The sequence below is a fragment of the Bacillus sp. AFS012607 genome, from assembly GCF_002558005.1.
In the GTDB taxonomy this organism is placed as follows: domain Bacteria; phylum Bacillota; class Bacilli; order Bacillales; family Bacillaceae_G; genus Bacillus_A; species Bacillus_A thuringiensis_S.
In genome coordinates this window covers 1-12,726 of the sequence record NZ_NTVM01000012.1, presented here as the reverse complement: position 1 = coordinate 12,726, position 12,726 = coordinate 1, and the positions used below count along the sequence as shown (strand labels likewise).

Below are 12,726 nucleotides of genomic sequence, written 5' to 3'. Positions count from 1 at the left end.
CAATAGGTTATGTAACCTATTGTTGTTTTTTATTATTTTTGCAAGGAAAGATTATCAAAATATGTTCTGTAAGTATTAGAGAATTCAAAGTTGTTTTTTGCATCCCAATTAATAGACCAAGACATTAGGCCGCGGAATGCAGGATAGCCACTCTGATTTGAAAGTTTATACTTTCCTCCGAAAGGAATGCCCTTAATGATATAATCTAAAGCTTTTTTCATTTCAGTTGGAGAAATGTACCCGCCACTTGGAGCGGCCGCTGGAGCTGCAGGAAGTCCAATTATGACTTGATCCGAACGAAGAGCTGGGAAAATGTTATTTGCATTACCACCTACAGGAAAACCATGTAAGAGCATATCCGCCATAGCGACTTCGTAGTCTGCAGTACCTTGATTGTAGTTATTACCGTCCATTCCAATCCCGCTACCAGCATTGTAGTGTTGAACGTGAATGTATGTTAGTTTATCTTTCACTCCATAAATAATTGGTAAATATGCACCCCAGATGCTTCCGTATGCGCTATAACCGCCTTGAACATAAGCTGTTTCAGGAGCCATGCTTAATAGAAAATCTGGACCATAATGATCTGAGATTGTTCGAATAGCTGATATAAGATTTACGATTTGAGGAGTAGTTGGGTTTTTGAAATTAGTGTCATTTCCGTTTAAGTAAATACCCGATTCAAGGTCAATATCTATTCCATCAAAAGCATATTTATCAATCAGAGATTGTATGGAATTAATAAAACGTTGCTTAGCGGCATTGTCAGGGAGTAAAACGACCCCATTTTGTCCACCTATTGAAAGAACTACTTTCTTTCCTTTACTTTTTAAATAAGAAATATCTGATTTGAATTCTGCATCTGTACCATATACAGGGGAAAATTCAACAGTGGAACGATCACCACCAGTTTCACCGAAAGATACATTGATTACATCCCATTTTGGTGAAACGTCTCTTAATTTAATAATGCCAGTACCGTTATCGAAGTTATGCCAGTATCCAACGAGTAATTTTGAACCTAAATTGTTTGCTGCTTGTGTTTGGAGAGGGGATAGCGGTAGTAGTAAGAACATTACTAAAATACAACAAAAAAATTTGAACTTGTTTAACATATTAACACTCCTATACAAAAAGTTGTCTAGATGTATAATCTTGTTTATTTAATGATATCTGAAAATTCTTTCTTTTGTAAGAGGACTATAATTTTCTCAACAATTGTGTATGGGAAAGTATTAAACCTAATGAAATAATTTTTGAAGGAGATTGAATTGCAATTGTTAAATTCAGAATATTTTGATATATTTTAAAGTATAGGACAAAATCTTTCGCACAGTACTCTTACATAAATTTCAAAATTTAGTTTGGAAGGGGATGTACAAGAGTTGGATAAAAATCTTAAGAAAGACCTCAAAATACGCCACATTACAATGATCTCAATTGGTGGCGTAATAGGAGCTGGTTTGTTTGTTGGAAGTGGTGCGGTTGTGCATTCGGCAGGACCTGGTTCTATCGTTTCATATGCATTAGCAGGGCTTCTAGTTATTTTCGTTATGAGAATGCTGGGGGAAATGGCAGCTATTAATCCGACAAGTGGTTCATTTGCAACATATGCAAGAGAAGCAATTGGTCCATGGGCAGGTTATACAATTGGGTGGCTATATTGGTTTTTCTGGGTAATTGTTATTGCAATAGAAGCTACAGCAGGTGCTGGTATTATTCAATACTGGATTCCGGAAATCCCACTCTGGTTATTAAGCTTAATATTAACGATTTTATTAACGTTGACGAATGTTTTCTCGGTGAAATCATTTGGAGAATTTGAATATTGGTTTTCATTTATTAAAGTAATAAGTATTGTTTTGTTCCTTTGCTTAGGTCTTGCTGTTATTTTAGGATTTGTACCAGGAACGGAAGCACCTGGCACTTCGAATTTAGTAGGGCAAGGAGGATTTATGCCAAATGGTATAAGTTCGGTGTTACTTGGAATTACCGTCGTTATATTTTCATTTATGGGATCAGAGATTGTTGCTGTAGCCGCTGGAGAGTCTGCCGAACCTGTAAAAGCAGTAAAAACAGCAACAAATAGTGTGATTTGGCGTATTCTCGTATTTTTCATTGGATCGATCGCTGTAGTTGTTACACTCCTTCCGTGGAATTCAGCGAACATACTAAAAAGCCCATTTGTGGCGGTATTGGAACATATAGGGATACCAGCGGCAGCACAAATTATGAATTTTATCGTTTTAACAGCTGTACTTTCTTGTTTAAATTCGGGTTTATATACGAACTCAAGAATGCTTTTTTCAATGGCAGAAAGAGGAGATGCACCAAAGGCATTTTTGAAATTGAATAGTAGTGGTGTTCCGGTTCGGGCGGTTTTATTTGGAACTTTCTTTGCTTACATTGGAGTTGTTTTTAGTTACATATCTCCAGATAAAGTATTTTTATTTTTAGTGAATGCATCTGGCGGTATTGCATTACTCGTTTATCTCGTTATAGCAATTTCACATTTCAAGATACGTAAAAAAATGGGGAAAGCAGAACAACAAAATTTGAAAGTGAAGATGTGGCTTTTTCCATATGTAACATATGTTACAATTGCTGCGATTATAGCAGTTTTAGTTGCAATGATCGCAATTGAATCTTTACGTTCACAGGCACTATTAACGATACTTGTTACTCTTCTTATAATAATTTCTTATTTTATTTTTAATAGAAATAAAAATAGTACAGTATTGAATTCCGAAAGTAAAAATGAGGAATCTGTTCGATTCTAATTTCTTGTTTTAGAAGAGAGTTACACCCAATCATTGCTATAAAAGAATCATATATAATCATAGAAACAAGTAATTACTATTGTCATAGTGAATATAAACTTTTTTCTTGACTTTTTATACGAAGGCGAGCAGAATGGTAAAAAAGGAAGGGGGGGATGATGTTGGAAGAGTACGTATTAGAGCTGTATAACTTGTTATATACGACAGAATGGCAAGATATTGTTTCGTTTCTAGGAATAGTATTTTGCATGAAAATTGTAATTGTATATATGGAAGAGCAAGGTATGTTCTATTCCTTCTCATCTCCGTTCGATGTGCAGCGCGAGCCGTTGCTAAACTATGCCAATGTGAATTACGAACAATTTCCTTTTGTACTATTCTTTATGATTCGATTTATAACAGCAATTGTAAAGAAGAAGGAAAGTGATGATGAAGAGTGCCACGCAACTTGTAAGGTAGCTAACGTTTTTTAAGCTAAATACAAGGAGGAGATTTATATGTGGTTTCGATTTCTTATGATTGGTTTCTTTTCATTAACAGCAATTTCATTAATGGGATATCAAGTGTCTGAAATTTTTCAAGCATATAGCGATACATTTTTTAACAAAAATTAATCGCGTTGCTATTTGAATAATAAAGCGATAAAATCCTTCTTAAGAAGTTTTATTAAGAAGGATTTTTTTCTTTGTCTTGTCTTGCTGTGTCAAACTATTGTCACATTTACACTGTGAATAATATGTTAAAATAGTGAGGTTATGTATACATACTCGAAGGAAGAGGGAGTGACCATTTTGGTGGATCAATCAACAAATCAGAAAAGCTATGCTCCTATTGTGATAACGCTTTCTGTAATTGTAAATGCGATTATTTTATTTTTGTTCTTTGGACCTGTTGGCTATGAAGGAGAAGTACATTTTGATGTAACAATTTTACCAATGTTAAATGCGATTTTTAATAGCTTTACGTTCGTATTCTTATTAGCAGCTTTATACTCTATTATTAAAAAGAATGTGAAAATGCACCGTGGTTTTATCCTCGCAGCATTTACAACGACGTTGCTATTTTGTTTTTCTTATTTATCGTATCATTACTTGGCGCCAGCAACACATTTTGGCGGAGAAGGGTTCATTAAATATGTGTACTTCATTATTTTAATTACGCATATTATCCTTGCTGCAATTATTGTACCACTTGCATTGTTTGCACTTGTATTTGGTTTTACAAATCAATTAACACGTCACCGTAAAATTGTACGTTGGACGATGCCAATTTGGTTATATGTAAGTTTATCTGGTGTTATTGTTTACTTAATGATCTCACCTTATTATCAATAAAAGTCTCAGCCCTTAGGCTGGGGCTTTTTTGTTAAGCAAATCTTTTTGTGAAATGAAAAAAATATGGTATACAAAAGTATAGTTGCTTTTCATATAGAAGGGATGGTAAAGAAATATGCAAAATTTTGTATTTCGTAATCCAACGAAACTTATTTTCGGTAAAAATCAATTAGAACAGTTAAAAACTGAAATTCCACAGTTTGGTAAGAAGGTTCTTCTCGTATATGGAGGAGGCAGTATTAAAAGAAACGGTATTTATGATAATGTAATTTCTATTTTAAACGATATTAATGTAGAAGTATTTGAATTGACGGGTGTTGAACCGAATCCTCGTGTATCAACTGTAAAGAAAGGGATTCAAATTTGTAAAGATAATGGAGTTGAATTTATTTTAGCAGTTGGTGGAGGAAGTGTAATCGACTGTACGAAAGCGATTGCTGCTGGTAGCAAATATGATGGAGATGTATGGGATATTGTAACGAAAAAAGCATTTGCTAGTGAGGCATTACCATTTGGCACTGTACTTACTCTTGCTGCGACAGGTTCTGAAATGAATGCAGGCTCGGTAATTACAAATTGGGAAACGAATGAAAAGTATGGATGGGGAAGCCCAGTTACATTCCCGCAGTTTTCAATTTTAGATCCAGTTCATACTGCATCTGTACCGAGAGATCAAACGATTTATGGTATGGTAGATATTATGTCACATGTATTAGAACAATATTTCCATCATGGAACGAATACAGAACTACAAGACCGTTATTGTGAATCTGTTTTAAGAACAGTCATTGAAACAGCACCTAAGCTTTTAAGTGATTTAGAAAATTATGAGCATAGGGAAACAATTTTATATTGCGGAACGATGGCGTTAAATGGCATTTTAGCGATGGGAGTAAGAGGTGACTGGGCAACTCATAATATTGAACATGCAGTTTCTGCTGTTCATGATATACCGCATGGAGGTGGGCTTGCGATTTTATTCCCGAACTGGATGAAACATGTTGTAGAGGAAAATGTAAGTCGTTTTAAACAGTTCGCTATTCGTGTATTTGATATAGAAACAGATGGCAAAACAGATAAAGAAGTGGCGTTAGAAGGAATTGAGGCACTGCGTCAATTTTGGACTTCAATTGAAGCACCAGCAACATTAGCTGATTACGGTATTGGAGAAAATGAAATTGATATAATGGCTAATAAAGCGATGGTGTATGGTGAATTTGGTAACTTTAAAAAATTAAATAAAGATGATGTTCTAAGTATATATAAAGCTTCTTTATAAGTGAATTTAGAAAAGAAACCTATTTGATTGTTTGATCGAATAGGTTTCTTTTTTGCTTTTTATAAGCGTTTATGAATGTTTGTGATTATTTTTGATTGTTTATGGTTGATTTTTGTGACCGTTTTCATTATACTGTAATCAAAGAAGAGGTGAATAAAATGTTAACTCCTGAACGTCATCAAATGATATTGCAACTTGTAAAAGAACAGAAAGTTGTAAAATTACAGCAATTAGTTGAAAGAACAGAAAGCTCTGAGTCGACAATTCGCCGTGATTTAGCACAATTGGAAAAGCAAAGGTTATTAAAAAGAGTTCATGGTGGTGCCGCTGTTTTAACAGGAAAAGGGCAAGAACCAACGATGGTTGAAAAATCATCCAAAAACATTCAAATAAAACAACAAATTGCTAATTATGCGGCTAGCGTTGTTGAACAAGGTGATTGTATTTATTTAGATGCAGGGAGTACAACATTTGAAATGATTCCATTTTTAATCAATAAAGATGTTACTGTCGTTACGAATGGACTTATGCATATTGAAGCTTTAGTTGAAAATAATATTCGTGCGTATTTACTAGGCGGAATGATGAAGAGTAGGACGAAAGCTTTAATCGGTGCTATGGCACAGGAAAGTATGCAGAAGTATCGCTTTGATAAATGTTTTTTAGGTGCAAATGGTGTACATGAACAGCTTGGCTTTACAACGCCAGATCCAGAAGAAGCGCTCCTAAAACAAATGGCATTAACATTAGCAAACGAAGGATATTTCTTAATTGATGAAAGTAAGTTTTCAGAAGTTGCGTTTGCGAAAATTGCAAATGTTGAAGATGCAAATATTATTACAAACCATTTAGAAATTGATTTAGAAAAATATAAAAAACAAACCAATGTAATTGAGGCTGATAAACAATGATCTATACAGTTACTTTAAACCCATCTATTGATTATGTAGTGCAAGTTCCTTCTTTTGATTTAGGAACAATAAATCGATCGGAGAAAGATATGAAGTTTCCTGGAGGAAAAGGAATTAATGTTTCTCGTGTTCTTCAGCGTTTAGGTGTTAAAAATATAGCACTTGGATTTACTGGTGGATTTACTGGTCAATTTATTAAAGAGGTATTACAGACGGAAGGTGTAACAACAAACTTCGTCCAAGTAGATGAAGATACTCGCATTAATGTGAAAATAAAAGGGAAAGAAGAAACAGAATTAAATGGCCAAGGTCCTATTGTAACAAAAGAGCAGTTCGAACAGTTAATGAAAAAAATTGAGAGTATGCAACCTGGAGATTGTGTTGTACTCGCTGGGAGTGTACCAGTCTCTATTCCAAGTACCTTTTACGAATCAATTGCTGCGTTTGGAGCTGAAAAAGGTATTCGTGTAGTAGTAGATGCAAGTGGAAGTGCACTGCAACATGTAATTAAAAATAAGCCGTTTTTAATTAAGCCAAACCACCATGAACTTGGTGAGTTGTTTGGAGTGGAGCTTTCAACAGTAGAAGACATTTTACCTTATGGAAGAAAATTAATTGAACAAGGTGTAAAACACGTTATCGTATCGATGGCTGGAGAGGGAGCTTTATTATTTACGGCAGAAGGTATATATGAAGCGACTGTTCCAAAAGGTGTTGTAATTAATTCAGTTGGGGCCGGAGATTCTCTTGTTGCAGGGTTTGTAGGCAAATATGAACAGACAAAAGATATTGAAATGGCATTTCAATACGGCGTTGCAACAGGGAGTGCAACAGCATTTTCAGCTGATTTATGTAAGAAGGAAAAAGTAGAAGAATTATTGTCGCAAGTAATTGTAGCTAAGCGATAGGGGGAAGCAACATATGAAAATTACAGAACTATTAAAAAGGGATACAGTCATTATGGATATGACAGCTTCAAATAAAGAAGCTGTCATAGATGAATTAGTTGAGAAATTAAACGGGGCAAATCGTTTAAATAGTAAAACGGAATTTAAAGAAGCTATTTTAAAGCGGGAGTCCCAAAGTACGACTGGAATAGGGGAAGGTATTGCAATACCTCATGCGAAGACAAAGGCTGTTAAACAACCATCGATTTGTTTTGGTAGAAGTGTAAGCGGTATCAATTATGAGTCGCTTGATGGACAACCGGCACACTTATTCTTTATGATTGCTGCAAGTGAAGGAGCGAATAATACTCATTTAGAAACGTTGTCTCGTTTATCGACATTATTAATGGATGAAGGGTTTCGCAAGCAACTATTAGAAGCGAAGGATGAAAGTGAGCTTCTTCAACTATTTGATGAAAAAGAGAATGAAAAAGAAAAAGAGAATGAAAAAGAAGAAGAGATTGAAGTTGCAAAACCAGAAGGAAATGAACCGTACGTACTTGCTGTTACAGCTTGCCCAACTGGAATCGCTCACACATATATGGCGGCGGATAGCTTAAAAGCAAAAGCGGCAGAGTTAGGAATAGCGATTAAAGTTGAAACGAACGGATCAACAGGTATTAAAAACGGTTTAACGAAAGAGGATATTGAACGTGCAACAGCTATTATTGTTGCGGCAGATAAACAAGTAGAAATGAATCGTTTTGCTGGTAAACATGTCATTCAAGTGCCAGTTGCTGATGGGATTAGAAAAACGGAAAATCTGCTTAAACGAGCTGTCAAACAAGATGCACCAATCTTTAAAGGTGTAAAAGAGGATGGGAAAACAGAAAGTATTGAGAGAGAAAAAGGATTAGGAATTTATAAGCATTTAATGAGCGGTGTAAGTAATATGCTTCCATTCGTTGTTGGTGGCGGGATTTTAATAGCGCTAGCATTTTCGTTTGGTGGTATAAAGGCGGAAGGTCCTTTAGCTGAATTGTTCATGTCAATTGGTGGAGGAAAAACAGGTGCGTTTTTATTCCTTGTACCAATTTTAGCTGGATTTATTGCAAGCTCTATTGCTGATCGTCCTGGTTTTATGCCTGGTGTTGTAGGTGGATTTTTAGCGGCGAATGCGAATGCTGGATTTTTAGGTGGATTAATTGCTGGTTTCTTAGCTGGATATGTTGTTTTAGGGTTAAAAAGATTATTTTCAGGACTACCAGTACAATTAGAAGGAATTAAACCTGTTTTGTTATATCCAGTCTTTGGATTATTGATTACAGGAGTTGTAATGCAAAAAGTAGTAATTCCGCCTGTAGTAGCATTAAATGAAATGTTGACAGGGTGGTTAAATGGTTTAAATGGTACGAATGCTATATTACTAGGTCTTATTTTAGGTGGTATGATGGCAATTGATATGGGTGGTCCAATTAATAAAGCGGCATTTACGTTTGGTATTGCTGCAATAGAAGCACAGAATTTTGGAGTGCACTCAGCAGTTATGGCTGGTGGTATGGTACCGCCACTTGCGATTGCATTCGCAACTACATTCTTTAAATCAAAGTTTACAGAAGCGGAACGTAAATCTGGTTTAACAAATTATATTATGGGAGCATCGTTCATTACAGAAGGTGCGATTCCGTTTGCAGCTGCAGATCCGGTTCGAGTAATCGTAAGTTGTGTTGTTGGTTCAAGTATTGCAGGTGCGTTATCTATGTTATTCCAAATTACATTACCGGCACCGCATGGTGGATTATTTGTAATAGCATTAGTAAATAAACCGTTACTATATATTTTCTCTATATTAATTGGAACGATTGTCTCGGCTATTATGCTAGGTGTTTGGAAAAAGAAAGTTCAATAACAAATGAAAAGAGAGCAGCTTTTAGTAGCTGCTTTCTTTTTATTACAAAAAAATAGGTTAACAATGGAATATTGATGCTTTTTGGTAAAAGATGTAATGAATTTTGGTTTTTTTGTAACAAAAAAGTAACACTGTAATTTTTTCTGGAAAAAGTTCTTGTGCTCGTATGTAAAAAATATATGAAAACCATTGGAGATTGTATTAAAAATACATTTTATTAATATGGAAATTTATGTTACAGCTCATTAATCGTATATTACGAATGCTTTGTAATTGTGTGATTTCTAAAAATTCTAAAAATCTGTTGCTATAATGAAAATACGAAAACAAAGCAAATGGAGGCTATTCATGAAAAAATTATTAAGTATAGCAACAGCAGCAGTTTTTGGTCTTGGGATTTTTGCAGGTTCTGCTAAAGCGGAAACAATTGTAACAACAGACGTATTAAATGTTAGAGAAAACCCAAATGTAGAGTCAAAGCTTGTAGGTAAAGTGTTAAGTGGGAATACACTAGATGTTATAAATACAGAAAATGGATGGACAAAAATTAAGTTAAACGGTAAGGAAGCGTTTGTAAGTGCTGAGTTTACAAGGAGCACATATTATGTAACGGCGGGCGTATTAAATGTTCGTGCTGGAGCGAATACTGATTCTGAAATTTTAGGTAAACTTAATAAAGATGATGTGATTGAAACGACGAATCAAGTTCAAAATGAATGGTTACAATTCGACTACAATGGAAAAGTCGGATATGTTCACGTGCCATTTTTAACAGGAACGGCACCTGTAATTGAAAAGAAAGAAGTTGTAGCTCAAGAAGAAGCGCCGGTTAAAAATAATACAGCAGTTAAGAATAAAGAGTCTGTTAAGAGTAACGATTCTATTAAGAATGTAGAATCAAGTAAACCTGTGGTAAAAGAAAAGCCGGCTGCAAAACCAGTTGCGAAATCTACTGAAAAAAGTGCGCCTACTGGTGGTCGTGAAATTACAGTAGAAGCGACGGCATATACAGCAGATCCGAGTGAGAATGGTTCGTATGGTGGTCGTGTATTAACTGCAATGGGGCATGATTTGACAGCAAATCCAAATATGAAAGTAATTGCTGTTGATCCGAAAGTAATTCCGCTTGGCTCAAAAGTATGGGTAGAAGGATATGGAGAAGCGATTGCTGGAGACACTGGTGGTGCGATTAAAGGAAATCGTATTGATGTATTAGTCGGTTCAGATGGTAGTGCTAATAGCTGGGGGCGCAAATCTGTAAAAGTGAAAGTTATACAATAGGTTATCGATATTAATATAAAAAGCGGTTGCTTGAAATTATGTAAGCAACCGCTTTTTATGGATTATTGAAAGGGATAAATAGTTTTACCTGTAATAATTTTATATGCACTGCAAAATTGTGTTTGTATATATTCTGTATTTTTATTTTCTGGATGTGATGTTGTTTCATGGAGAGTAGAATGAAAAGCCCGTAGTAAACAATTTAGGGCGAAGTATAATTCCTCTTGTGAACAATTTTGTTCTTTTGTAGAAGTAGCTAAAATGAGGTCTTTTGTCAAAGATGAAAAATTGATGGTGGATTGTTTCATAGTTAACTCATCCTCTCGAAACTATTTTTATCATGTATATGCAGAATTGGACAAACTATGTTCTTTTTTATATGTAATTTCATGTACCGAAATGAAAGAACTTGCAATCATGCCGTTAAAATTGGTAAGATTGGGTATAATCAATAGATGGAGTATATTACATAAAGAGAGTTGAATGCTATGGGAGAAGTGCAACGTGAAAAAGTTGCTGTCATCATTGGACCAACAGCTGTTGGAAAGACGAAGTTAAGTATCGATCTTGCCAAAGCGTTGAACGGTGAAATTATTAGTGGTGATTCCATGCAAATCTATCGAACGATGGATATTGGAACTGCAAAGGTAACACAAGCAGAGATGGACGGAATTCCACATTATATGGTCGATATAAAAAATCCGGAAGATTCATTTTCTGTCGCGGAATTTCAAGAACGTGTTCGCAAACATATTCGAGAAATTACAGAACGTGGTAAATTACCAATTATAGTTGGTGGGACCGGTCTTTATATACAATCTGTTTTATTCGATTATCAGTTTACAGATGATGCTGGTGATGTGATATACCGAGAGCAAATGGAAAAGTTAGCTTTAGAACGCGGTGTGGAATATGTACATAAAAAATTGCAAGAAGTAGATCCAGAAAGTGCAGAGCGTATTCATGCAAATAATGTACGACGTGTCATTCGGGCGTTAGAAATTTTCCACACGACGGGTGAAAAAATGAGTGACCAAATTGAGAAACAAGAAAAAGAGTTACTCTATGATGTTTCATTAATTGGCTTGACAATGGATCGAGAAATGCTATACGATCGCATTAACTTACGAGTGGATTTGATGATGGAACAAGGCCTATTAGAGGAAGTAGAAGGGCTGTATAATAGAGGGATACGAGATTGTCAATCTATTCAAGCGATTGGATATAAAGAAATCTATGATTATTTTGAGAATCGAGCCTCTTTAGAAGATGCGGTATCACAATTAAAGACGAATTCGCGTCGTTATGCAAAGCGTCAATTAACGTGGTTCCGTAATAAAATGGATGTCACGTGGTTTGATGTTACAGACGGTGAAAAAACGTCAGAAATTTTACGATACATAGAAGGAAAGTTACAAGTAAAGTCGAATAATAGTAAGTAGAGAAAAAGAGGAGGATTCGACATGAAGCAATCAATCAATATTCAAGATCAGTTTTTAAATCAACTCCGTAAAGAAAATACGTTTGTTACGCTGTACTTATTAAATGGTTTCCAGCTTCGTGGACTAATTAAAGGATTTGATAATTTTACAGTCCTACTGGAAACAGAAGGTAAGCAACAGCTTATTTATAAACATGCAATTTCTACATTTGTACCACAAAAAAATGTTTCAATTGAATTAGAATAGTAATGAATTATTGTACATAACAAAAAAAGAGCGAGTTTCTCGCTCTTTTTTTATTTGTCATAAACAATATATAGTGAAATTTAAGCGATTCTAAATACAGTAAGGCGGATGTTAGTATTTCCTGTCGCAGGAATCGTAATCTCATTAAGAGTAGATTGGACAGAAATTCTTGCACCAGCTACTAATGTTTCGATTGTAGTAAATGAAAGTGAGTCGCCTATTAAATTTGAAGAGAAATTATCAGTTGCGACTGCTCCATTAATTGAAATTCCTACTCCGAGTGGAGCGCATCCTGGCGCAGTTGTAGAAATGGATACGCTAATTACATAAATACCACCGTTGATAACAGTAACTGTATCTGTGCCGTTGAAGATAATATTGTTTACGTTAATTGCAGTACTAAAAATAAAGTTATTAAATTGCAGTACTGTTTGCTGAATATTGTTTGTTACAACAATTGTTGCTACAGGGAAGCTAGGTCCAGTTGGCCCAGTAGGTCCGGTAGGCCCACCAGAAGGTCCAGTAGGTCCAGTAACTCCTATACCAGTAGCGCCGGTAGCACCCGTTGGTCCTTGAATGCCTTGAGGTCCAGTGGCACCCGTGTTACCTTGAACACCTTGAGGTCCAGTAGCGCCAGTAGCACCTGTGTTACCTTGA

General features: G+C 35.4%; 13 protein-coding genes. 10 read left to right on the top strand and 3 right to left on the bottom strand.

From position 1 onward, the window contains the following. Positions 1 to 32: 32 nt before the first annotated feature. Complete coding sequence (locus tag CN409_RS13450) at positions 33 to 1,115, bottom strand: chitinase (protein ID WP_044782938.1); 1,083 nt, start codon at positions 1,113 to 1,115, stop codon at positions 33 to 35. Between the two features lie 270 nt (positions 1,116 to 1,385). On the opposite strand from CN409_RS13450, the gene gabP reads away from it, so the two are divergent. From gabP to entD, 8 genes are all read left to right on the top strand, one after another. Next, positions 1,386 to 2,780 (top strand): GABA permease, encoded by a 1,395-nt coding sequence (gene gabP, locus CN409_RS13440; protein WP_000360100.1) that lies wholly within the window; start codon positions 1,386 to 1,388, stop codon positions 2,778 to 2,780. 158 nt (positions 2,781 to 2,938) lie between these two features. Beyond that, on the top strand, positions 2,939 to 3,253 hold the full coding sequence (locus CN409_RS13435) for a hypothetical protein (RefSeq protein ID WP_002162598.1): 315 nt from the start codon (positions 2,939 to 2,941) through the stop codon (positions 3,251 to 3,253). 318 nt (positions 3,254 to 3,571) lie between these two features. After that, positions 3,572 to 4,114 (top strand): DUF420 domain-containing protein, encoded by a 543-nt coding sequence (locus tag CN409_RS13425; RefSeq protein ID WP_097980908.1) that lies wholly within the window; start codon positions 3,572 to 3,574, stop codon positions 4,112 to 4,114. A 115-nt stretch (positions 4,115 to 4,229) separates the two neighbouring features. Then, positions 4,230 to 5,393: an iron-containing alcohol dehydrogenase gene (locus CN409_RS13420; RefSeq protein WP_086390344.1), complete on the top strand. Its 1,164-nt coding sequence runs from the start codon at positions 4,230 to 4,232 to the stop codon at positions 5,391 to 5,393. A 158-nt stretch (positions 5,394 to 5,551) separates the two neighbouring features. After that, a complete protein-coding gene (locus tag CN409_RS13415; RefSeq protein ID WP_000957288.1) occupies positions 5,552 to 6,304 on the top strand; it encodes a DeoR/GlpR family DNA-binding transcription regulator in 753 nt (250 codons plus the stop codon). Continuing rightward, positions 6,301 to 7,212: a 1-phosphofructokinase gene (pfkB, locus tag CN409_RS13410; protein ID WP_086390343.1), complete on the top strand. Its 912-nt coding sequence runs from the start codon at positions 6,301 to 6,303 to the stop codon at positions 7,210 to 7,212. Before CN409_RS13415 ends, pfkB begins: the two co-directional genes overlap by 4 nt. 13 nt (positions 7,213 to 7,225) lie before the next feature. Then, positions 7,226 to 9,100 (top strand): PTS fructose transporter subunit IIABC, encoded by a 1,875-nt coding sequence (locus tag CN409_RS13405; RefSeq protein ID WP_000704617.1) that lies wholly within the window; start codon positions 7,226 to 7,228, stop codon positions 9,098 to 9,100. A gap of 348 nt (positions 9,101 to 9,448) precedes the next feature. Beyond that, the gene (entD, locus tag CN409_RS13395; protein WP_000735455.1) at positions 9,449 to 10,381 is read left to right on the top strand and encodes a cell wall-binding protein EntD; all 933 of its coding nucleotides are present in this window, start codon (positions 9,449 to 9,451) and stop codon (positions 10,379 to 10,381) included. 62 nt (positions 10,382 to 10,443) lie between these two features. Here entD and CN409_RS13390 read toward each other — a convergent pair whose 3' ends face one another. Next, positions 10,444 to 10,689 (bottom strand): hypothetical protein, encoded by a 246-nt coding sequence (locus tag CN409_RS13390; protein WP_000814431.1) that lies wholly within the window; start codon positions 10,687 to 10,689, stop codon positions 10,444 to 10,446. Positions 10,690 to 10,869: 180 nt separating this feature from the next. Between CN409_RS13390 and miaA the strand changes: the two genes are divergently transcribed. Together miaA and hfq are read left to right on the top strand one after the other, a co-directional pair. Further along, positions 10,870 to 11,823, top strand: a complete 954-nt coding sequence (miaA, locus tag CN409_RS13385; RefSeq protein WP_000504954.1) for a tRNA (adenosine(37)-N6)-dimethylallyltransferase MiaA — start codon at positions 10,870 to 10,872, stop codon at positions 11,821 to 11,823. A gap of 21 nt (positions 11,824 to 11,844) precedes the next feature. Continuing rightward, complete coding sequence (gene hfq, locus CN409_RS13380; protein WP_000813896.1) at positions 11,845 to 12,069, top strand: RNA chaperone Hfq; 225 nt, start codon at positions 11,845 to 11,847, stop codon at positions 12,067 to 12,069. 80 nt (positions 12,070 to 12,149) lie between these two features. Here the strand turns inward: hfq and CN409_RS13375 are convergent. Further along, positions 12,150 to 12,726: collagen-like protein (locus tag CN409_RS13375; RefSeq protein ID WP_141527706.1), on the bottom strand; the 577-nt coding region annotated here is incomplete at its 5' end.

Coding starts and splice junctions, on each gene's coding strand:
- CN409_RS13450 (WP_044782938.1), bottom strand. CDS start 1,115: ATGTTAAACAAGTTCAAATTTTTTTGTTGTATTTTAGTAATGTTCTTA.
- CN409_RS13435 (WP_002162598.1), top strand. CDS start 2,939: ATGTTGGAAGAGTACGTATTAGAGCTGTATAACTTGTTATATACGACA.
- CN409_RS13420 (WP_086390344.1), top strand. CDS start 4,230: ATGCAAAATTTTGTATTTCGTAATCCAACGAAACTTATTTTCGGTAAA.
- CN409_RS13415 (WP_000957288.1), top strand. CDS start 5,552: ATGTTAACTCCTGAACGTCATCAAATGATATTGCAACTTGTAAAAGAA.
- pfkB (WP_086390343.1), top strand. CDS start 6,301: ATGATCTATACAGTTACTTTAAACCCATCTATTGATTATGTAGTGCAA.
- CN409_RS13405 (WP_000704617.1), top strand. CDS start 7,226: ATGAAAATTACAGAACTATTAAAAAGGGATACAGTCATTATGGATATG.
- entD (WP_000735455.1), top strand. CDS start 9,449: ATGAAAAAATTATTAAGTATAGCAACAGCAGCAGTTTTTGGTCTTGGG.
- CN409_RS13390 (WP_000814431.1), bottom strand. CDS start 10,689: ATGAAACAATCCACCATCAATTTTTCATCTTTGACAAAAGACCTCATT.
- miaA (WP_000504954.1), top strand. CDS start 10,870: ATGGGAGAAGTGCAACGTGAAAAAGTTGCTGTCATCATTGGACCAACA.
- hfq (WP_000813896.1), top strand. CDS start 11,845: ATGAAGCAATCAATCAATATTCAAGATCAGTTTTTAAATCAACTCCGT.